Genomic DNA, 22,250 nt, shown 5'->3' with positions numbered 1-22,250 from the left:
ATCTTTAATCAAGCTGTTAATTTAATGAAAACTTTTCCTTTTGGGGCGTTCCCATTTGTCCGTATTCTTATACCATTTATTCTGGGACGCTTTTTGTCTTTTTTTATTCCAATAAAGCCGGTTTTTTATGGAGTGTTTTTGTTGTTGAGTCTGTTTTTGTTGTTCTATCTTGTTTTTCGCCTTGAAAGAAAATATTCCGCCCGCTGGTTGACGGGTATTGGCATTTCTTTAGTGTTGCTGGTGGGTGGCTGGAGTAATGGAATGGTTAATGATTTTGAACCGGATTATAACCACGAGTTTGTATATACAGCTACCATTTCAAAAGTTTTGAGAGAAAATTTAAAGGGGCAAACGGTAGAAGTGAGGTGTAATAGTGAACAAAACAGTAAGGCAGAAGGATTTAAAGCCCATATATTCTATTATGTGGATAGTTTGTCCCGGGCTTTGGTTCCGGGCGATAGAATTGCGTTTAGGGCTTGCTTGCAAAAAGTTGTGCCCAATAGCAACCCTTATACCTTCGATTACTCCCTGTATCTTCAAAAGCGTGGGGTGTTGGGGCAATTTTTTATTCATAGCAACGATTGTGTCAAATTTAAAAGGGGTTTTTCTGTTAATTGTCACTTGTATTTGTTACGAAAGTGGTGTGAAAAAAGGATAGCCTGTTTGGGTTTTCCTGATAAAGAAAGAGGTGTCCTGTCTGCGTTATTGATTGGTTCTAAGGCAGACATGGATTATGATACCAGGTTGGAGTTTTCCGGAGCAGGGATTATTCATGTTATTTCCATTTCTGGCATGCATGTGGGGATCATATATCTTTTATTGATGTTTCTTTTATCGCCAATAAAAGGGCCTGGACTAAAGTTTTTCAAATTGTCCGTTGTTTTATTCTGTTTGTGGTTTTATGCCTCTCTCACAGGTATGTCGCCTTCTGTATTCCGCGCTTCGGTTATGTTTTCGGTATTTGCAATTTCAAAATACTCAAACCTTCATTATAATATTTATCATTCGCTGGCTATTTCTGCGTTTGTGATATTACTTTTTACGCCCGAAGCTATCTTGAACCTGGGGTTTTGGTTAAGTTTTTTTGCTGTTGCATCCATTGTTTATTTTTACCCTAAGATAAATGGAGTTTGGTATTTTAAAACTCCCTGGATGAGGCTTGTGTGGAATTTGTGTTCTCTTTCGTTAGCGGCGCAAATAGGTACTGCTCCATTAAGTATATATGCGTTTGGTTATTTTCCTGTTTGGTTTTTGATTTCTAATGTGATAATAGTCCCTGTTGTTCCATTTGTGTTTGTGGGGGGATTTGTTTTAATGGTTTTTGATAGAGGTTCTGTGATCAATGAATTAATAATAGGGGGAGTGGAAGATGTGATGGGTTTTATGTTGCAGTTTTCGCATTGGATAAACGAATTGCCTTTTTCAAAATTTTCAGGCATTCAGATTGGCGAAGTGGAAATGTTTGGGATTTATGCAGGAATGAGTGCGCTGGTTATTTTTCAGCAAAATAAGCGGATTTTCTTTTTAAAGATGACTCTTGTTGCCTTTGTATTTGTAGTGGGAACCAATATAATGGCTTCAATTTCACGAATGTCGAAAGATTTGATTGTTGTACATGATGTAAAAGGGCATACTGCAGTATCTTGTTTGTCATCCCAAATGGCAGACAGTTTAATAAGTGATAGTATTGATTCCAAAACTATGTCGCAATCTGTTTTGCCTTTGTGGAATTATCATTTACGAAGTGAAGCAAAAAGGATGGGTATAGAAGATTCTTCTATTTGCTTTGTTGCAAATGGTTATCAGCATGGAGTTGTAATCAATGGATTGCTTGATGTTGATGTTTTGGAGTGTGTAAAAGAAGAGATTGATTTTATAGTTCTAACACAGCGGGTTCCCCAAAAAGTAGTTTGTGATATATTGGAATTTTGTGGCGATAAAAAAGTAGTTTTTGATTCGTCGGTACCAAAATATAAGGCAAGGGCTTTGCTAAGGCGTTTTAAATCAACCTATGAAAATCTTTATTTTGTTTCCCTGGGGGGAGCAGTGTCTTTGTGAAGTATTTAAAATTAGTTTCAAATAGTCAGTAAAAATTTCGCTTGCAATGAGTTGTTTTTAATATTATCTTTTAAATTTGCTGCGTTTTTTCGCAAAAATGTATCATTACAGAAATACTTTGAATTAATATAGCGATGAGAATAATTATTGCAGGAGCAGGAGAAGTTGGTACGCATGTGGCAAAAATGATGTGCAATGCGAACCATGATGTAATATTGATTGATGATAACGAGGAGCGTTTACGTCAGATTGATGCTCATTTTGATTTGATGACCATAGTGGGGTCGGTGTCTTCTATTGAAGATTTGAAGCAGGCCAATGTTAGCTCGTGTGATCTGTTTATTGCTGTTCCTCCATATGAGGAACTTAGTATCATGTCTGCAATATTGGCAAAAAAACTGGGTGCAAAAGTCACCATAGCGCGTATTAATAATTACGAGTATTTATTACCTGAGAACAAGGAGTTTTTCAAGCAGTTGGGAGTGGATGAGTTGATTTATCCCGAACAGCTTGCAGCTAAAGAGATTCGAACTTCATTAAAAAGGGTTGGTATCCGTCAGCAAATAGATTTTTCTGATGGGAAGCTGATTTTGTATGGTGTAAAGATCCGAGATAATGCCCCTATCGTAAATAAAACTTTGGCCGAAGTTGCTGAAATGCACGACCAGAAGCTGTATAACACCGTGGCAATTAACCGTGAGGGGTACACTATTATTCCAAGGGGTAATGAAACGTTCAGGCATAATGACCTGGCTTACTTTATTACTACTCCTGAAGGGGCAAAGCAGGTTATGGAAGATAGTGGAAAAGAGCAGTTTGATGTAAAAAATGTAATGATTCTTGGGGGAAGTAGGATAGGGAAAAAAGTAGCCCAACGCCTCGAAGGTTATTATAATGTAAAGCTTATTGAAATAGATAGGGATAAAAGTACCCGCCTGGCAGATACCTTGGAGAGCACGCTGGTGATAAATGGTGATGGGAGAAATCTGGAGCTCTTAAAGGATGAGGGAATCAAAAAAATGGATGCATTTGTTGCAGTTACGGCTAATTCAGAAGTAAATATCCTGGCCTGTCAGCTTGCAAAAAAGATGGGGGTAAGAAAAACGGTGGCCGAGGTTGAAAATATGGATTACATAGATTTGGCTGAAAATATTGGTATTGGTACTTTGATTAATAAAAAGCTGATAGCGGCAAGTTATATATATCGTTATACGGTTAAGGCCAGGGTTTCGCATGTTAAATGTTTAACTTCCTCCGAAGCTGAAGTTTTGGAGTTTGTGGCCAGTGAAGGATCCAAAATTACGAAAGGTCGTTTGAGTGAACTAAAGTTGCCTAAAGATGTAAATGTTGGAGGTGTAATAAGGAGTGGTCAGGCTATTATTGTTACAGGAAATACTCAGATTATACCTAACGATAAAGTAGTTGTTTTTGCTATGCCTTCCGGAATACGTAAGATAGAAAAGATGTTTAGTTAGTTTTGGTGCATATTGCATTGGGATTGTTTGATTTAAAGCTTATGTTTAAAGCTAAACCACATTAGAGTATGCTTAATGTTCGTGTAGTCCTGTTGGTTATGGGACTTTTACTGGTAGTTGAAGGGGTTTTTATGTTGTTGTCGGCCCTTGTGGCAGCAGGTTATGGTGAATACGATATGCCGTACTTTTTGCAATCAGCACTTATATGTATTGCAACAGGGGGTGTATTGTGGCTTGCAAATCATAAGGCTCCCAAAAGTATTGGTAAGCGGGAGGGCTATGTTATTGTAACGATGGTTTGGCTGGTATTTTCGTTTTTTGGTTTACTTCCTTTTTATTTGAGTAAGGCAATCCCATCATTTACAGATGCTTTTTTTGAAACCATGTCGGGTTTCACCACTACGGGTTCATCTATTTTAAATGATATTGAAGCTCTGCCTCACGGGATCTTATTTTGGCGCAGTATCATCCAGTGGCTTGGAGGAATGGGGATAATTGTTTTATCATTGGCCATTTTGCCGGTGTTGGGTGTAGGAGGGATGCAGTTGTTTATGGCAGAGGTTCCTGGGCCGGTACCTGATAAGTTGCATCCGCGTATAGCCGATACGGCTAAAAGGTTATGGGGTATATATGTTGTATATACAGCTGTGGAAACCATTTTGCTATGGGGTGGTGGCATGACTTTGTTTGATGCAGTATGTCATTCCTTTACCACAATGGCTACGGGAGGTTACTCAACAAAGCAGGCCAGTGTTGCTTTCTATGATTCTGCTTTTATTCAATATGTGATAATCGTTTTTATGTTTGTGGCCGGGGCAAATTTCACTTTGTCGTACAGCGCATTTATGGGAAGGTTTAAACGTATTTATAAGGATGAGGAGTTTAAGTATTACCTGGGGTTTGTTTTGTTGGTATCAGCTTTGGTTGCTGTTGTTTTGTATGTTTCAGGTGATGTGGATACGGTAGAAAGAGCGATACGGGATTCCTTATTTCAGGTTGTTTCTTTAATAACCACCACAGGATATGCTACTGCTGATTATTTGGTGTGGTTTCCAACTTTAAGCATTGTCATGTTTATGTTGATGTTTGTTGGAGGTAGTGCTGGTTCTACAGGTGGGGGAATTAAGGTAATGAGGATAGTTATTTTGTTGAAAAATGCTTACTTTGAATTAAAGAGGTTGATACATCCCAATGCCGTAATACCAGTAAGGTTTAACTCTAAGGCTGTTTCTTCGCAGGTAGTAACTAATGTTTTGGCTTTTATTGTAATCTATATGTTGATTGTAGGGGTAAGTATGATAATCATGTCAGTAATGGGGTATAACCTGGATACATCAATAGGTGCTGTTGCTACGTGTATAGGAAATATAGGTCCCGGGTTAGGTGAGGTTGGCCCTGCAGTTAATTTTGCACATGTTCCTGACTTTGGTAAGTGGTTTTTGTCGTTTTTGATGCTGATTGGGCGTTTGGAGATATTTACGGTGGTGTTGTTGTTTTCTCCGTATTTTTGGAAAAACTAATGGGTTGATAATTGGTTTTTAGTGTTCTAATTCGCCTTTCCCTTGTCTGATAATTTCAAGGTCTCCATTTGTGCAGTTGACAATTGTAGAGGGGGTGTTGTTTCCGTAACCGCCATCAATGACAATATCCACATGTTTTGAGAACTTTTCGTATATTAACTCCGGATCAGTGGTGTATTCAATAATGTCGTCCTCATCTATAACGGAAGTGCTCAGGATGGGATTCCCCAGTTCTTTTACTAAATCGCGAATGATATTATTGTCAGGTATCCTGATCCCTACTGTTTTTTTGTTGTTTTTAAAAAGTTTGGGAACGTTGCTGTTGGCATTTAAAATAAAGGTGAAAGGCCCGGGCAGGTTACGTTTCATGATTTTAAATGTATTGTTGCTCAGGCTTTTTGTATAATCGGAAATGTGGCTTAGGTCGTAACAGATAAATGAGAGGTGTTCTTTTTTAAGGTTTATGTTTTTTAACCTGGCAACACGTTCTACGGCCTTTGAATTATTGATATCGCACCCAATTCCGTATACAGTGTCTGTGGGGTATATCACTACGGCACCTTTGCGAAGTTCTTCTGTAACATATATAATGTCCTTGGGATTCGGGTTTTCCGGATATATCTTTAATAGCATAAATTAATTGTTTTATAGATGATTATAAAGATCTGAAATTTAACGATAATTATTTAAACTAACTGCTATAAAAAAGTGAAAGCCGCTGTCTTAGAAAATGACAACGGCTTTCGATCTTTAACCAAACCTAACCCTAAACTATGAGAAAATTTAAGACTTTAAATATTTTGTTACCCTATTTGGGTATTTCATTTCTTAATTGCTATTACAAATATAATGGCTTAATTGTTTGTGCCAAAAAATATTTAGTGAAAAAATGTTAAAATTTACGAAAAGCATAAATTATTTGATGAAAGGCTAAAATTTGTAATTAAACCCAATGGTAAAATTCTCTCTTAACTGAATTTTATCTGATTCATTATTAAAATATCTGAGTTGCGTGTTGATTCTGGTTGATAAAAACCTGTTTACTCTCATGTTAAAAATCAATTCCCAATCAACTTGTTGTATGTCGTCTTTAGTAAAATAACTAATATAGGCATCTATTTTTGAGACAAGGGATAATTCGGTGGATATTTTCCAGTTGATATTGTTTACTATCGATGCTCCGTTACTAAATGCAGATCTTTTTCCTTCCAGCTTACCGTTTTTAATGTATTTATCCTGATTCACCTTAACCGTATCCATAACGTAGGTTAGTTTGGCAGTAAGGGGAGAGAGCAGCAAAGTAAAAACTTTATCTTTTTTGTAATCCATGCCTAAGGCAACGGTAAAATAGGCCGGCGACATAAATCCCGAGATTATTTCTTCCCTGTTTTTATTATTGTAACCATTGAAGAATTGAGTCTTAAAATCGTATAATGCAGAATAGTACCATCTTTTTGATGCTTTCATACCGTATTTACTATTCATTTCAATCTGGTCGGTATTAATTTGTGTGGCATAGCTTTCAGAGCTTATTACTCCTACTTTATGGCGTACGTAGTTTTCCCATTCATTTTTATCCTTTTTGTAATTGGCATTTAAAAGCAAATCACTCAATAAGGATACCGAGTTTTCACCACCTTTTGTCCAGTTTTCAAGATATGCCTGCGATAGTTGAATGCTTTCTATACCTGTTAATGTCCAGGGGCCTTTAATTTTTTTCTTTTCTTTTAGTTTGTCGGGTTTGTTTATATCGCGTGTTAAAAGACTCCTGATCCCCTCTTCAGCAGATCTTTTGTTTAAATGTTGCCTGTCGGTGATTAACCTATGTGGTTCGGGTATGGTTTTTAATACGTGTTTTACCAGGTGAGGATTTGAAATAAAGATTTCTTCATTTTTCTTTTTGATTGAAAAAGGTTCTGTTTTAATAAAATCAGTTTGCCTGTTGTTGTTCAAAACAAAAAAATAGCCATCTTCCTGATATAACAGTTCCTTGTTTACCAGGGTTGGTTTAAAATCTATTTTAAGGTTTGGATCGGGATAAAACTTTAAGCTCATCACAAAGTCTTTGTAATTTCTTACATTAGGAATCAAGGTGGATGTTTGATTTCTATTATATTCTATAGTGTCTAAAATAAAAAAACGTTGATCAAGAGGTAAGGCTTTCCATTTTTCAATGTTATAGTCAAGGCTATCGTTTATTGTGGTGTTCTTAATTAGGGAATCTATATAAAAGGTATGATACATGCCTTTTTGTGCAGTAATATCATTGGTATTGAAAGTTGCAGGGATGCATAAAATTAATAATAAACGCAGAAAATAAAGTTGAGTTGACTGAAATGAAAACATATTGATATAATGCAATTTATTAGATGAACACTTCCTTAATGTAAATTATACAATGAGATATAAATTCTCAACATATAAAATATTGTGTGCAAAAATAAACTGATTTTTTCTTAATTAAAATTACTACTCCCTTTTTTCTGTTTTTATTATTTCGGGAGGAATCGAGTCTGTGTGGATAAAGTTAAGTGAAATAGAATTTACACAATGTCTTGTGTTTTTAGTAGTAAAGCCTTCGTTAAAAAATACGTGTCCTAAATGACCATTACAGTTATTGCATACAATCTCAGTTCTTCTGCCATCTTTGTCAGGAATCCGTTTTACAGCCCCTCGTATTTCGTCATCAAAACTAGGCCATCCACAATTAGAGTCAAATTTATCAGAGCTTTTGTATAAAGGAGCGTTGCATTGTTTACAAATGTATGTGCCCGAATTTTTATTGCTGTTATATTTTCCTGTAAAGGGCATTTCTGTCCCCTTGTCAATAATTACCCTTTTTTCATCTTGGGTTAAAGGGTTGTATTGTTTTTTTTGAGCGTCCATTTTGTTTGATATTGTAAATGATAAAATAATAAATAATAGCGTTTTCATATGGTTGGTTTTTGTGTTTATAATTAATCTCTGCACTAAAACCCGAATTTATTCCAACCCGCGCCCTCCAACTCTCCCGAATACAATTTCGGGACAGGCTCTGAAGGGAGAGTCTCAACCCACATAGTGCGAGAGGCTTCCCCTTTCGGGGGACAAGGGGTGAGAAATTCGGTTTTACAATGAAATAGTATTTTTCTTGTTAGTATTATTTAAAACAAAATTTATACTGTTTTGTTGATTTTTACTTCTGATAGATTGTGTAATTCAATGGATTTTTTAAATTTGCTAGCCATTGAAAAAATTTCTCACTCTTAAAATCATATAAAATATGGGATTAAAAATTATTGTCCTTGCTAAGCAGGTTCCCGACACCAGAAATGTTGGAAAAGATGCAATGAAGGCAGATGGAACGGTTAACCGTGCGGCTTTGCCTGCCATCTTCAACCCGGAAGATTTAAATGCATTGGAGCAAGCTTTAAGGTTAAAGGATAGATATCCAGGTTCAGAAGTAACCATTTTAACGATGGGGCCTGGACGTGCTGCTGATATTATTCGCGAAGGCTTATACAGAGGTGCGGATAATGGTTATTTGTTAACAGACAGGGCTTTTGCCGGATCAGACACACTTGCAACTTCATACGCCATTTCATGTGCCATTAAAAAAATAAGTGATTACGATATCATTATTGCAGGAAGACAGGCTATTGATGGAGACACCGCTCAAGTAGGGCCTCAGGTTGCCGAAAAATTAGGATTGCCTCAGGTTACTTATGCCGAGGAAATTGTATCGGTTACAGAAGGTATAGTTGCTGAAGATGATAAATATGGTGTGCCCCATGCCATACTGGCAGATGAAGTATCATTAAATATTAAGGGATCTTTAGTAATTAAAAGAAGGCTTGAAAGAGGTGTTGAAACAGTAGGAACCACATTTCCGTGTGTTCTGACAGTAAATGCTTCTGCCCCTGATTGTCGCCCAAGAAATGCCAAGAAGGTTCAGAAATATAAACATGCCAAAACAGTTACCGAAATTCAGGATCAAAGTGAAGATTACATGGATTTAACAGCTGACCGTCCTTATTTAAAAATTGAGGAGTGGAGCGTTAATGATATTGAAACAGATATCAATTGGTTAGGTCTTTCTGGTTCTCCAACAAAGGTTAAAAAGATTGAAAACGTTGTTTTCCAGGCAAAGGAAGCAAAAAAGATTTCATCTGATGAATCTGAGCTGGAAGAGTTAATAGTAGAGTTGATCGAAAACCACACTATCGGATAAAGTGATAATTATTGTAATCATTTTTATTTATTAGATGAGATAAAGTTTGGAGTTATAGTCTATAATCTCTTATCTCATATCTAAAAATCTTAAAGAAAAAATGGGTAACGTATTTGTAATTTGCGAAATAGAAGAAGGCAAGGTTGCTGATGTAAGTTTAGAATTGCTTACTAAAGGGAGATCTTTAGCCAACGACCTTAATTGCAAACTGGAAGCAGTAGCTTTGGGTCATAATATAAAAGGAATTGAAAGTCAGATTTATCCTTATGGTGTTGATGTTATACACCTGGGAGATGACAAAAGGTTGGAGTTTTATACTACTCTTCCATATACTTCAATAATTGTTGATTTATTTAAAGCCGAAAAGCCGGAAGTTTGTTTGCTGGGGGCGTCTACATTAGGCAGGGACCTGGGACCAAGGGTTTCTTCTGCTTTGTTTAGTGGGTTAACTGCAGACTGTACTGCATTGGAAATTGGAGATCATTCAGATAAGAAGGCGGGTAAAGAATATAAAGATCTTCTTTATCAGATCCGACCTGCTTTTGGAGGCAACATTGTAGCCACTATTATTAACCCGGATTGTCGTCCGCAAATGGCTACCGTTCGTGAAGGGGTTATGAAAATGGAAATTCATGATGCTAGCTATAAAGGTGAAATAAAGGAAATTGACGTTGATAAAATCCTAAAACCAGAAGATTTGGTTGTTAAGGTAATTGAACGTCATATGGAAAAATCAAAAGTCAACATAAAAAATTCTTCGATTATTGTTGCCGGAGGTTATGGTATGGGTTCAAAAGAAGGGTTTAATCAGTTATATCAACTGGCAGATGTGCTAAGTGCCGAAGTTGGTGCGTCAAGGGCTGCAGTTGATGCAGGATTTGCCGATCATGAGCGTCAAATCGGACAAACCGGGGTTACGGTTCGTCCTAAATTATATATTGCTTGTGGTATATCCGGGCAAATTCAGCATACGGCAGGTATGGAAGAATCATCAATGATTATTGCAATCAATAACGATTCAAATGCACCTATCAATAAAATTGCTGATTATGTGATTAATGGCGATGTGAACGACATTGTTCCAAAACTGATTAAACTTTATAAAAAGAACACAAAATAGACTGTTAAATAAGGGATGAGAGGTTTTTAGACAGATGATGTCTATGATCTTGTGTCTCTGAGTCTATTATCTAAAAAATAAGAAAATGGCTAATTTTTTTACAGATAACCCCGAATTAAAGTTCCATCTAACACATCCGTTGATGGAGAAAATTGTGGCATTGAAAGAGCGTAATTTTACCGATAAGGATAAGTTTGATTATGCCCCAATGGATTTTGAAGATGCCATGGATAGCTATGAAAAGGTTTTGGAAATTGTGGGAGAGATTTGTGGTGATATTGTAGCTCCAAATGCAGAGAGTGTGGATCAGGAAGGTCCAAAAATTGTGGATAATGAAGTAATTTATGCCAAAGGCACCCAGGAGAACCTTGATGCTCTGGTTAAGGCAGGTTTAATGGGAATTACTTTGCCGCGTAAGTACGAAGGGTTGAATTTCCCGATTGTTCCTTATATTATGGCTGCCGATATCGTGTCGCGTGCAGATGCCGGGTTTGTTAATATATGGGGACTACAGGATTGTGCCGAAACAATTAATGAATTCGCCAGCGAAGAGCAAAAGCAAAAATATTTGCCCCGTATCTCTAACGGAGAAACAGCAGCAATGGATTTAACCGAGCCTGATGCAGGTTCTGACCTTCAGGCGGTTCAGTTAAAAGCAACATACAATGAGGAGGATGGCAAGTGGTACTTAAATGGAGTAAAACGTTTTATTACCAATGGAGATGGCCATGTTTCATTAGTTTTAGCCCGTTCGGAGGAAGGAACAACTGATGGCCGTGGTTTATCTATGTTTATATACGATAGAAATGAGAAAGCTGTTATTGTTCGTCGTATAGAAAATAAAATGGGTATTAAAGGTTCGCCTACTTGTGAGCTTGTATTTAAAAATGCGCCTGCAGAATTGGTTGGTTCGCGTAAGATGGGATTAATCAAATATGTGATGGCATTAATGAATGGTGCCCGTTTGGGTATCGGCGCTCAATCGGTAGGTGTTTCTGAGTCTGCTTATCGCGAGGCTTTGCAATATGCCAAAGAGCGTGAGCAGTTTGGTAAACCTATTATTCAATTCCCGGCAGTATATGAAATGCTTTCTTTGATGAAGGCCAAACTTGATGCTTCGCGTACCTTATTGTATGAAACATCGCGTATGGTTGATGTATATAAAACATATATGCACATTAGCGAGGAGCGTAAGCTTGAGCCGGAAGAAAGAAAAGAATTGAAGCGTTATCAAAAAATGGCTGATTTCTTTACTCCGCTATTAAAAGGTATGAGTAGTGAATATAGTAACCAATTGGCCTACGATTCGTTACAAATTCATGGGGGCTCCGGGTTTATGAAGGATTACCCTATTGAGCGTATTTACCGGGATGCCCGTATTACTTCAATTTACGAAGGAACAACTCAGCTTCAGGTAGTAGCTGCCATTAGGGGGGTTACAACCGGAGGCTATGTAGATAGGATTCGTGAGTATGAGGCTATGGAACTTAAGCCAGAGTTGCACGGTTATCGTCGCATATTAATCGGTATGACAGAAGAGTATGTTCACGCTGTTAAAACCGTTACAAGTGTAAAAGATCTGGAGTATGTTGATTTTCATGCACGTCGTTTGGTTGAAATGGCTGGTCATATTGTTATGGGATACTTGTTGTTGTTAGATACCCAAAGAGATGATTCTTTTAAAACATCAACTGAGATTTATATTAATTATGGAAAGGCAGAGAACCAGTCAAGGGCCGAGTTTATCCATAGCTTTAATCTTGACCAGCTTGGTTTGTACAAACATGTTTAAGTAAGGAGTAGATATTTTTAAATGATAGTTATAGAGCCATCCGGATTCCGGGTGGCTTTTGTGTTTTATGGAGATACCTATAACATTTGATCGTCAGACTTGAGATAAGAGATGTGAGACTTGTTTGCAAGGTGCAGAATGTTAATTAAAGTTTAAAAGTTAAATTACAAGATATAGAGATTCCTGGGGGAAAAGGTTGTAGACTGAAGAAAGAATGATTAAGGGTTCCTTCGAGGTTCCTTCAAGGTTCCTTCAATGTTTGTTCAATAAAACATCATAATTTTTGAATAAAAAATAAGCCGTATTTTTGTAAATGATGTTCATTGTTTCTATATTTAGATGCCTTAAATTTTTGCAACGCTAACATTATGAGTACAATCTTTATTTATCCTGCCACCTATAAAAAGCAAAAAAGTATTGTGTTAAAATTTGATTATAAGTCAAATAATCCAGTTGATCAAGTTGTAAAACTATTACCGGGAAGACAATATAGCTCATCTAATAAATTTTGGTATATCCCATATCGGGAGGATTATAAATCCTATTTACAGGGGTGTTTTGCAAGTTTAAATTTTGCGAAACTAATTTTTGGAGAAGTAAATAATCTGGAAGCATATGCAGAAAAACAATTAAATACAAACTCAGGGGCAACTTCATCTGTTAAAATAAAAATAGATAAGATAAATAAAAAGATCTACCTGGATCATGGCTATCGTCCAGATTTGTATAGCAGGATAAATAATCTGGGAAAAGGTTTATGGCTGAAGAAGCAAAAGAATTGGATGTTTGAGGGTACAAATGAGGTGTATCTGAAAATTAAAGATATTCTTTTACAAGAAGGCTATGATTTTACAAGGGAGGAAGTTGAGGTAAAGAATTATAGAAGGAGTGAAACATCTATATATATATCAAAAAAAATCAAGGTGTTAAAATCGCTACAGGCTTCGGAAAAGGAGTTTTATGATTTTTATAATAAGCTACTTGACTTAAAGCGATTAAGTCCTTCGACAAAGGATGTTTATTCATATTTTTTTGCTGTTTTTTTAAAGGGATTTGAGGGGAGGGATGTTAAGGAATTAGAATATAAAGATTTATTTCACTACGTTAAAAAACAGTCAGAAATTTTAGGGGAAACCCAATTAAAACAATGTATTGCAGCTATAAAGTTTTTTTATGAAAAAGGTTTAAGTTGGGAAACCCTCTATTTTAATATTAAAAGAGCTGAGAGAATAGAAGCGGGGATAGTTCATGTACCCTATAATGATATTTCCAGAATTCTGGAAGGAGTAGTGCCCGTTGCCGACAGGATGATTTTGTTTTTATATTTTCATGGCAATTATAATTTTGAAGAGATTAGTAAGTTGCCTGCAGATGAGGAAATACTTTTTAGCAGAGCCTACAGACTGCCAGGACAAACAGAAAAAAGTGTCAGCTATTTTAGATCATTATTTAATGAGTTTACATTAAAGCATCCTTCTCGTAATGTTTTATGGGAATTCAACCAGAAACCGTATGGAAAGGAAAAGATAGAAACCAAACTTTACCGGGTGATGCAATATCATAAAATGCATGATTTGTTTAAGTTACAATACGAACATGCATTAAATGGTAGTGAATATAGTAAACAAACCAAGGCTATGTATCTGAGTGCTTTTATGCGTTTTATTGAGTATAACAATTATTTGCATCCGGCATTTATTACAAACGAAAATATTAGAGATTATTTGTTGTTGCACCGTGAAAAATCAACAGCGATGCAGGATAACATGATTAACGCCTTTAAGTTTTTCTTTGAGAGAGTGCATTCTTATCAAATATCGGAAAATAGTGTTATACGCCCGCGCAGGAAGCATTATTTACCTGATTATTTTACGACTGATGAAGTTGGGGCTATGTTGTTGGTAACAGATAATATAAAGCATAAATTATTGATAGCTGTTATATATGGAGCTGGATTACGTAGAAGTGAAGCCCAAAAACTAATGTTAAGAGATGTAGATGTTAAGAAGAATCGCATCTTTATAAAAGACGGAAAAGGAGGGAAGGATCGATATTCGGTTATATCGGGACATGTAAAATCAATATTAGAAAAATATTTAAAAGAATACAGGCCTGAGAAATATTTGTTTGAAGGATCAAAGCCGGGCAAAACATATAGCACGACTAGTATGTCGAATGTTATAAAAGATGCGGCAGTTAGGGCAGGTATCAGGCGAAGAGTGTATTTGCATATGTTACGTCATAGTTTTGCTACTCATTTGTTAGAGCAAGGGCAAGACATTAGGTATGTACAGGAATTGCTTGGTCATAATAGTATACAAACAACTCAACGGTATACACACATTATTAATGATGCATTAAAAACAGTTGTTAGTCCTTTGGATATTGTAGTAAGAGATTTGCAACGAAGAAAAAGAGCTGGTCCAGGCTGAGATCATATAAATAATAAAAAAAATATGGGGTGATGGATTGTAGGGATTTTATTTAAAAATAATAGATAATGAGTATATATTATGTGACTCAGTTGGCGGAGCTGTATGCAGTTGTTAAATTAATGACATGCGTTATTGAATAGAAGAACAAATTAGTATATTTGTTTGGTGAACAACAAAAGAAATCAAAAAATAATGGCTATATATCCAGAGAATAGAAAATCAAAAAAAAATCATAAACAAATATATATAAAACATATATATGTTCGTTAAATCAGTTAGTTACAAGGGTGGTTGTCCTTGCATATAATATATATAAAGCCAATGTATTTAGCGAAACGTTGGCAACAACCCTAAAGCAATACTGCAAAAAAAACAAATAAAGAAATGACAATTATTATATCAAGTTCTTTTACTGCTATTTATAAATTTATTGTTCCCTTGATTCCGATTTTATTAGCATTAGTTTTAAATTCTGTAATTGAAGAGAATTCACGGGGAATGATTGTGTTTTTTTTGATTATTACTGTTATACAGTATATTCAATTGGGTAAAATTAAGAAAGTATCATATGATGAAAAATATCTATTCGTTTCAAATTTTATAAAAAAATATAGATACAATCTAGAAGATATAACAAGTGTATATCGTACTTTCTTTGATTCTTATATAATATCAATTAAAACAGATGATGAAATTGTAAAAGTGAAATTTTCACCTTCTTTTAGTGATAGAATATTAAAAATAGGAGGAAATCGCAAGACGATAAATGAATTTAAAGAAAAAATAAGAATGGCAGTTGCCAACAGCGGCTAATAGCCTATACCGCTGCTCAATTTGGTAAGTAAAATGGATTTGCGAGGTTGGGTGATTTTATGTAACTATATGAATCAAACAAAAAGCGGAACAGGCCATAGCCGCAACACGTTAGTAGCAAGCGGGGGTTCTGTTCTCGTATCAAAGTTCCTGCGTAATTGGAACAAAAAAAAAGAAAAGCCCCACCCGCTTTTGCCCTATTGGGCAATTGGGGTAAAAGAGCACACTATCAATTCAGTATCTTCAACCTTAGTTTTAATGTCATTAATAGTGTATTTATGCTTGTTTCCCAAAACAATAACATCGGCAATTATCACATCTGGTAAAGTGTCGTATGCGTCAGTTTCAAACACTACAGTGTCTTTATTAAATTTCAAGGCTAATGCACTTTTACCTATTCCGCTTTCACCAGAAAATATATAGGTTGGTCTAAGTTCCTTACCTCTGCCATTAGCTTTAAATAAGTCCATATTTACATTATACCCTCCACTTGGATAATAATCACAGCCTCCATTATGGTCTACACTAAAAACATTATTGCTTATATATTCTGCGCTTTCATTAACATCATCAACAATAAGCTCCTTAATCGGCTTATGTGTGTACCCATTAAATTTATCAACGTGCTTCACTTCAAAGTTACCCCAAGAAGCAGTACACCAACCAGAGCCACATACACCTTCTTCATTGGTTAGTTCAATTTCTACCTTTCTGTTGTCTTCAAGCAATCCAAGTATAATGTGCTTTTCAAATTCAGCATCATTATACTCAAAGTCTAAATTATGTCCAGAAATTTTTTTGCCAATATACTTTTCAATTCTTAATCCAATAATTTTCATATCTGTATGTTTTAAAATAACCCCCACGCTTCGCTTTTCTTTTTTAGTGCTTCGTAGTAGCGGTGGTGGGTAATTAAACCGCCAGCTACTAACACTGTATATATTGCACCCTACGGGTCGCTATCGCTGCAACATATACTTTACGTTGTACGTAATGCTAGCATAACCCAGTAGGCACCCAAAAGACAACAGGCAATGAAAGAACTAAGTATAAGTAAAGAAGAGTTTAAATTATTCAACCAAGATGATCAATTTGGATTCTTCTATGATGAAGATGGCTTTCCTCGAAAAGATGCAGATGAAATATTTGACGAAGAAGTTGATAAACTGTATAGCAAATATGCAGTAATAGTTGTAGATTATGATGATAATATCTATGGCATAAAAGAAGGAAAAAAGGAGTTGATAATGGAGTTTGTGATGGAAGCGTATGATATAGCCAGAGAGGTGAAAGAAGAATAAATGAATAAACTATCACACCCGGAACCCAAAAAATATCGATTAGCCGATTATTTTGACCAATGGTGGGATATTTATAAGCAAAACCCCAAAGAATACATCACCCCGGAACAATATAAGGCAGTTAATGCCTTACGGTTATGCAGAACAGAAGCCTTAGGCGTAGATCATTACGTATGTAAGGAATGTGGAGAGATAACCCAGGTATACCATAGCTGCAAGAATAGATTTTGTCCGACATGCAGTTGGCAGGATACCTTACAATGGGCAGACCGGATAAAAAGTCAAATGCTAAATTTGTCTCATCGCCACGTAGTCATGACATTACCGCATGGATTGAATAGCCTAATAAAAGGAAATAGAAAACCCTTATTGGATTTATTACTACGCAGTGCATCCGCAACATTAAAAGATTGGATGTTACATAAATATAAACTACAACCTGGGATAATAAGTGTACTGCATACGTTTGGAGAGACCAAAGAATATCATTGTCATGTGCATATGATTGTATCATGGGGAGGCATTGAGAGGGAGACAGGATTGTTAAAGGAGATAAAAGGTGATTACGTTAACTATAAATTTTTAAAGCAGAAGTTTCAGGTAATATTTGAAGATGGATTAATCAACTTGTTCGATAAAGGGTTTTTAGTACATGATTTTGAAAACAGACAAAAGTTTTTACGATTCATAAATAATATCAATGCAAAACGATGGATATTACATTTAGAACCATCCATGCAAATACCCGCTCAGGTTATCCGATATATAGGAAGGTACTCCAAAAGAGCTTGTATAAGTGAATACAAGATAACCAGCATAGAAGGGCGTTCTATATCGTTTAGGTATAAGGATAATAAGCATAAAGATATAAATGGCAAAGCTATAGAACGGGAATTGGAATTAGATTACGAAGATTTTTTTTCACGATTATTACAACATGTTCCCCTAAAATATTTTAGAATAGTAAGGTATTATGGACTGTATTCCAATAAAGGACGAATACCGGAAGAATACTACTATAAAGGAGAAAAGGAAGAAGAAACCGAACAAAAAAAAGAAGATAAGGAGGAAAAAGAAGAGGATTGTTTAATATGTCCACACTGTAATATTAGAAAGGAATATTTATATACCAGTATAAAGCAAATGTACAAAGGGGAACAAAATATTTTTAGAAGAAGAAATTTAATAAAAAATGAGTTTATCGATAATAATGCAGCATAAAAAGCAATGGGAAAGGTATGTCCTGTTGTGAGAAATTGGTGTTTTGGAAGGGAAAACGTATCAGTTGTCAGGTGTTTTTTCATAAAGAATACCCCAAAGAAGGTAAAATGATTAAACAAAATAGAGTATTTTTACAACATAAGACTGGGGCAAAAAATTGAAATTCGTATAAATAAGGTAAAACCGCACAACGTACAACACTAAATAAAACCGCATTAAAACGACGGTTTATTCTTGACGTTAGGTGCAAGGCTAAAAAACGAGCGACAGTGCAAACTTAATTTTTGTTTTGCCAACCCGCAAATAAAACGAAAAGCCAACGCACATTTGGCACATTTACAAGCTCCGACACACAAGCCGATGCTTCTGCTTGCAAAAGAGCCAAATTTTTGCCGACGCTCAGCTGACAGATTAACAACAGAAAATTGTAAATTGCGAAATTTTATAAATGAAATTGAAGAATTAGGAGAATATAATATATAATGGCAAAGAAAAATATCCAATCAATAGAACCAAATATAGCAGATTTAGCAAACGGTTGGCTAAAATCATATAAACTACCTTATAAATTAGAGCAAGAATCAGTTAATGAAGAAATAGATAAAGCTCTTTCTGATTACTTCACAAAAAACGGAGGTACAGGTGCAAATCGACCAGATGCCAAAATATTACTTCAAGATAAAAATTTAGACTTCTATCCTGTGCTCATTGAGTATAAAGGCTATAAGGATAAACTCGTAAAACTTGATAAAGACGGTCAAGTTGAAAATAGAACGGCAAAGAACGAACCTAATTTTAAAAACATAAACTCGTTTGCAGTAAACGGTGCTGTTCATTATGCCAATGCTTTACTTCATCACACAAGTTACACCGATATTATTTCTATCGGAATGACTGGTTACAAAGATGAAACAGGGCAAATTCATCACGAAATAGGTGTGTACTATGTTTCAAAAAACAATCTAGGGGCAGGTCAAAAGATTGATGATTACACTGACTTTTCATTTTTAGCACCTAATAATTTTGACGCTTTCATAGAAAAGGTTAAAACGCTTGAACTTACACAAGAAGAACTTGACAAACTAAAGGAGCAGCGAGAAAGTGAAATAGACCAAACTTTAACCAAACTAAACCAACATATTTTTGATAACGAAAAAGGGATAAGTGAAAAAGACCGTGTTTATTTAGTCGCAGCCTCTATTATGGCAACAATTGGGGTGCCTAATAAAGTTTCAGCGTTAGATAAATCTGATTTGAAATCTTCTAATGAAAAAGGTAATACAGATGGTGATATTGTTTTACGGAAAATAAAAGCCTTTTTAGATATTAAGGATATACCGAACGAAAAAAAACTATTTGTTACAAGAGCTTTAGATAACACACTTACTACGGAGAATATTAACAAAGTTGAAAATGGTGAAAGTCAACTAAAAAGAGTATTTACAAAAATCGTAGACGATTTAGGTATTTACTATAAAATTGGTTTAACAACTGACTTTACAGGCAAACTCTTCAATGAAATGTATGGCTGGCTAGGATTTTCACAAGACAAATTAAATGATGTTGTGCTAACTCCGTCTTATGTTGCTTCGCTCCTTGTAAAATTAACACGAGTAAACAAAGATTCGTTTGTATGGGATTTTGCCACAGGTTCAGCAGGTTTATTGGTTGCAGCAATGAATGAAATGTTGAATGATGCAAAAAATACTATTAAATCACCATCTGAACTTACAAAAAAGGAAGTCCAAATAAAAGCTGAACAATTACTTGGATTAGAACTATTACCAGATATTTATATGTTGGCTATCTTAAATATGATTTTGATGGGCGATGGTAGTTCAAATATCTTAAATCTCGACTCCATTAAAGACTTTGATGGTAAATATGGTTTTGGTAAATCAGGTAATCAATTCCCTGCTGACGCATTCATACTCAATCCACCCTACTCAGCTCCTGGCAATGGAATGAACTTCGTTGAGCGTGCTTTAGGCATGATGAATAAGGGTTATGCTGCAATTATTATCCAAAACTCATCAGGTTCGGGTAAAGCTATTGACTACAACAAAAGAATTTTAGCAAAACATACCCTTTTGGCAAGTATTAAAATGCCTGTGGATGTCTTTATAGGTAAATCTAGCGTAAACACTAATATCTATGTGTTTAAAGTAAATGAAAAACATCATAAAGATGACATTGTAAAATTCATAGATTTCTCAAATGACGGTTACACAAGAGCAAATAGAAAAAAAGCAAGTAACAACCTAAAGGATACTGACCGCGCTAAAGAACGGTATGAAGAAGTTGTCAACTTGGTTCGTTTTGGCAAAAGTAAATTGAATATTTTTACAGAACGTGAATATTATGAGGGTTTTATTGACCCTAACCACGGTGCAGATTGGAATCAGACAGCTCCTGTTGATACTACACCGACCTTAAAAGATTTTAAGGAAACTGTTGGTGAATATCTAGCTTGGGAAGTTGGGACAATTTTAAAAAATCAAAACAATGGTCAGATAGTAATTCCTTCTGAATTGTCGTTAGAGGATATTGAATGGGGTGAGTATAATCTAGGTGACTTATTTGATATTAACCCAACAAAATATTACAAACTCAAGAACGAAGAAATATTAAGCAAAGATGGTACTGTACCTTTAATCTCAAATTCTTCAACAGACAACGGAGTAATGGGGTTTTCTAATTTAGAAGCTAAAAATAAAGGAAACACCATTACTTGCTCTGACACAACAATGGGAGCTGAAACTATGTTTTATCAAGAGAAAGACTTTATTGGCTATTCCCATATTCAACATTTAGTTCCAAGATTTAAACCATTTAATAAATCAATTGCTAAAATGATAATCTCAGCTTGTAGAGTTGTTACGACAAAAAAATATGATTATGGAAACAAGTTTAACCGTGATGCAATGAATAAAACAAAGATTCAACTACCAACTAAGGATGGAAAAATTGATTTTGATTTTATTGAAAAATATATGGCTGTGATTGAAAAGGAACGCCTAAAAGTTTTAGAGAATTATTTAGTTGCACACGGACTTAAATTAGCCAACGCATAGCAGTCATACACATTGCCAAGTCGCTCAAAAAAGCCGACGCACGACCAAAACTTGTCAAAGAGTATGCCTGCCCAAACGCACTGGAAAATGCCGACCCTGATAAAACAAAAATTAGTGCATAAATGAAACGTAAGTGATTGAAAATGAATAAAGCCCAGCACCTAACAAAGTATATAAAACATTTGGCGGATAGTGCTAATTTTAAGGCCGTTACATTTAATGAAAATTGTAGCGGTTTGACAGGTTTGCTCTCCGAAATGCCAAACGTTTCATATACGTGGCCGTTGTGCTTAATTATGAAAAAACGATGAACATTCCTGATACAGTAATATTTACAACATCAATATCCATAATGACTTTCTTCCTTGGGTTTATAATTCGTGAATGGATAATACTTTATTCGAACAATAATCGCATAAGAAATTCAAATGGATACATACAGTGGAATTTAAATAGATTAATTGAAAGTTTACCTAAACAAATAGATGGTTATATAAGGTTAGTTAATAATATTAAAGAAGAAGATTATCGAAATTGGTATATTGAGCCAAGCCTAAAACCTGAAATTGTGATACAAAATGAGGAACTTCTACATAAACTCATATTTAATAGAAAGAAAGGCAATAAAAAGGATAAGAATAGAATCTTTAATAATATAGTATCTCAATGTTTGATTGTGAAATCAATATTGGATGAAACTAATAAAATGTTTGAGAAGATTAACAATGAAATCCTAACTTATGAAGTAAAATTAGATGATACAGGAATCAAATTATATCAGAAAATAATGGATTCAAATTCTAAATCAGAACCAAATTTAATGGATAATGAAGTTTTTAAGATTTATGATGATTTTTGTAGGATTAAAATAAAAAAAAGGAGTATTGTCCATTCTGAATTAACAAATAAGATTGAGAGTTTATTACTAAATGAGAATTATCCTAATCTTATTGAATACCTTGAACTAACTTCAATGTATCAAAAAGACTTTGAATACTATGATATAACATTAAAGCAATTTCAAGTGAAAGTTTTAGAATATGAGATTGCTTTAAAAGCTTCAGCAAATACTCTAAATCAAAATATATTAGATTATAATAAAATGAAATTTAGAAGTGATTGGATAAAATAACTAAGCACAACACTTAGCCTCTAATGTAGGGTTGCTTGCATACCCTACACATTGGAGGGTTTGTTGAACTAAACATTATCCCAGAAACCTTTACGTATG

At 35.0% G+C, this 22,250-nt stretch carries 16 protein-coding genes; 12 read left to right on the top strand and 4 right to left on the bottom strand.

All coding sequences use genetic code 11. The annotated features are described in order from the left end of the window. Positions 1 to 24 precede the first annotated feature (24 nt). From OM074_RS09625 to OM074_RS09615, 3 genes are all read left to right on the top strand, one after another. The gene (locus OM074_RS09625; protein ID WP_301199255.1) at positions 25 to 2,058 is read left to right on the top strand and encodes a ComEC/Rec2 family competence protein; all 2,034 of its coding nucleotides are present in this window, start codon (positions 25 to 27) and stop codon (positions 2,056 to 2,058) included. Between the two features lie 134 nt (positions 2,059 to 2,192). Continuing rightward, on the top strand, positions 2,193 to 3,533 hold the full coding sequence (trkA, locus tag OM074_RS09620; protein WP_301199253.1) for a Trk system potassium transporter TrkA: 1,341 nt from the start codon (positions 2,193 to 2,195) through the stop codon (positions 3,531 to 3,533). 68 nt (positions 3,534 to 3,601) lie between these two features. Beyond that, on the top strand, positions 3,602 to 5,053 hold the full coding sequence (locus OM074_RS09615) for a TrkH family potassium uptake protein (protein WP_301199252.1): 1,452 nt from the start codon (positions 3,602 to 3,604) through the stop codon (positions 5,051 to 5,053). 18 nt (positions 5,054 to 5,071) lie between these two features. On the opposite strand, the gene OM074_RS09610 is transcribed toward OM074_RS09615, so the two are convergent. From OM074_RS09610 to OM074_RS09600, 3 genes are all read right to left on the bottom strand, one after another. Continuing rightward, positions 5,072 to 5,686, bottom strand: a complete 615-nt coding sequence (locus OM074_RS09610; protein ID WP_301199251.1) for an L-threonylcarbamoyladenylate synthase — start codon at positions 5,684 to 5,686, stop codon at positions 5,072 to 5,074. Positions 5,687 to 5,983: 297 nt separating this feature from the next. After that, positions 5,984 to 7,399, bottom strand: a complete 1,416-nt coding sequence (locus OM074_RS09605) for a DUF3078 domain-containing protein (protein WP_301199249.1) — start codon at positions 7,397 to 7,399, stop codon at positions 5,984 to 5,986. A 123-nt stretch (positions 7,400 to 7,522) separates the two neighbouring features. After that, positions 7,523 to 7,987 carry a methionine-R-sulfoxide reductase gene (locus OM074_RS09600; RefSeq protein WP_301199248.1) on the bottom strand — a complete coding sequence of 155 codons (465 nt, stop codon included), beginning with the start codon at positions 7,985 to 7,987 and terminating at the stop codon, positions 7,523 to 7,525. Positions 7,988 to 8,315: 328 nt separating this feature from the next. Here OM074_RS09600 and OM074_RS09595 point away from each other — a divergent pair, with 328 nt between their 5' ends. The 5 genes from OM074_RS09595 (at position 8,316) to OM074_RS09575 (ending at position 15,423) form a co-directional block, all read left to right on the top strand. Then, positions 8,316 to 9,263: an electron transfer flavoprotein subunit beta/FixA family protein gene (locus tag OM074_RS09595; RefSeq protein ID WP_301199247.1), complete on the top strand. Its 948-nt coding sequence runs from the start codon at positions 8,316 to 8,318 to the stop codon at positions 9,261 to 9,263. Positions 9,264 to 9,363: 100 nt separating this feature from the next. Continuing rightward, on the top strand, positions 9,364 to 10,383 hold the full coding sequence (locus OM074_RS09590; protein ID WP_301199246.1) for an electron transfer flavoprotein subunit alpha/FixB family protein: 1,020 nt from the start codon (positions 9,364 to 9,366) through the stop codon (positions 10,381 to 10,383). An 85-nt stretch (positions 10,384 to 10,468) separates the two neighbouring features. Next, positions 10,469 to 12,175: an acyl-CoA dehydrogenase family protein gene (locus tag OM074_RS09585; protein WP_301199245.1), complete on the top strand. Its 1,707-nt coding sequence runs from the start codon at positions 10,469 to 10,471 to the stop codon at positions 12,173 to 12,175. A 368-nt stretch (positions 12,176 to 12,543) separates the two neighbouring features. Next, complete coding sequence (locus OM074_RS09580) at positions 12,544 to 14,607, top strand: site-specific integrase (protein ID WP_301199244.1); 2,064 nt, start codon at positions 12,544 to 12,546, stop codon at positions 14,605 to 14,607. A gap of 387 nt (positions 14,608 to 14,994) precedes the next feature. After that, positions 14,995 to 15,423 (top strand): hypothetical protein, encoded by a 429-nt coding sequence (locus OM074_RS09575; RefSeq protein WP_301199243.1) that lies wholly within the window; start codon positions 14,995 to 14,997, stop codon positions 15,421 to 15,423. A gap of 197 nt (positions 15,424 to 15,620) precedes the next feature. On the opposite strand, the gene OM074_RS09570 is transcribed toward OM074_RS09575, so the two are convergent. Then, on the bottom strand, positions 15,621 to 16,262 hold the full coding sequence (locus OM074_RS09570) for a hypothetical protein (RefSeq protein WP_301199242.1): 642 nt from the start codon (positions 16,260 to 16,262) through the stop codon (positions 15,621 to 15,623). Between the two features lie 195 nt (positions 16,263 to 16,457). Between OM074_RS09570 and OM074_RS09565 the strand changes: the two genes are divergently transcribed. The 4 genes from OM074_RS09565 to OM074_RS09550 all read left to right on the top strand — a co-directional run bounded on the left by OM074_RS09565 (position 16,458) and on the right by OM074_RS09550 (position 22,151). Continuing rightward, a complete protein-coding gene (locus OM074_RS09565) occupies positions 16,458 to 16,724 on the top strand; it encodes a hypothetical protein (protein ID WP_301199241.1) in 267 nt (88 codons plus the stop codon). Further along, positions 16,725 to 17,945 (top strand): IS91 family transposase, encoded by a 1,221-nt coding sequence (locus OM074_RS09560; protein ID WP_301199240.1) that lies wholly within the window; start codon positions 16,725 to 16,727, stop codon positions 17,943 to 17,945. It abuts the gene before it with no gap. Positions 17,946 to 18,427: 482 nt separating this feature from the next. Then, positions 18,428 to 21,019: an N-6 DNA methylase gene (locus tag OM074_RS09555; RefSeq protein ID WP_301199239.1), complete on the top strand. Its 2,592-nt coding sequence runs from the start codon at positions 18,428 to 18,430 to the stop codon at positions 21,017 to 21,019. 307 nt (positions 21,020 to 21,326) lie between these two features. Continuing rightward, entirely contained in the window at positions 21,327 to 22,151 is an 825-nt protein-coding gene (locus OM074_RS09550; protein WP_301199238.1) for a hypothetical protein, read from the top strand. Positions 22,152 to 22,250: the final 99 nt, after the last annotated feature.

It is taken from the genome of Plebeiibacterium marinum (assembly GCF_026013615.1).
GTDB classification, from domain to species: domain Bacteria; phylum Bacteroidota; class Bacteroidia; order Bacteroidales; family Marinilabiliaceae; genus Saccharicrinis; species Saccharicrinis marinus_A.
This window is presented reverse-complemented; position numbering and strand designations above follow the sequence as displayed.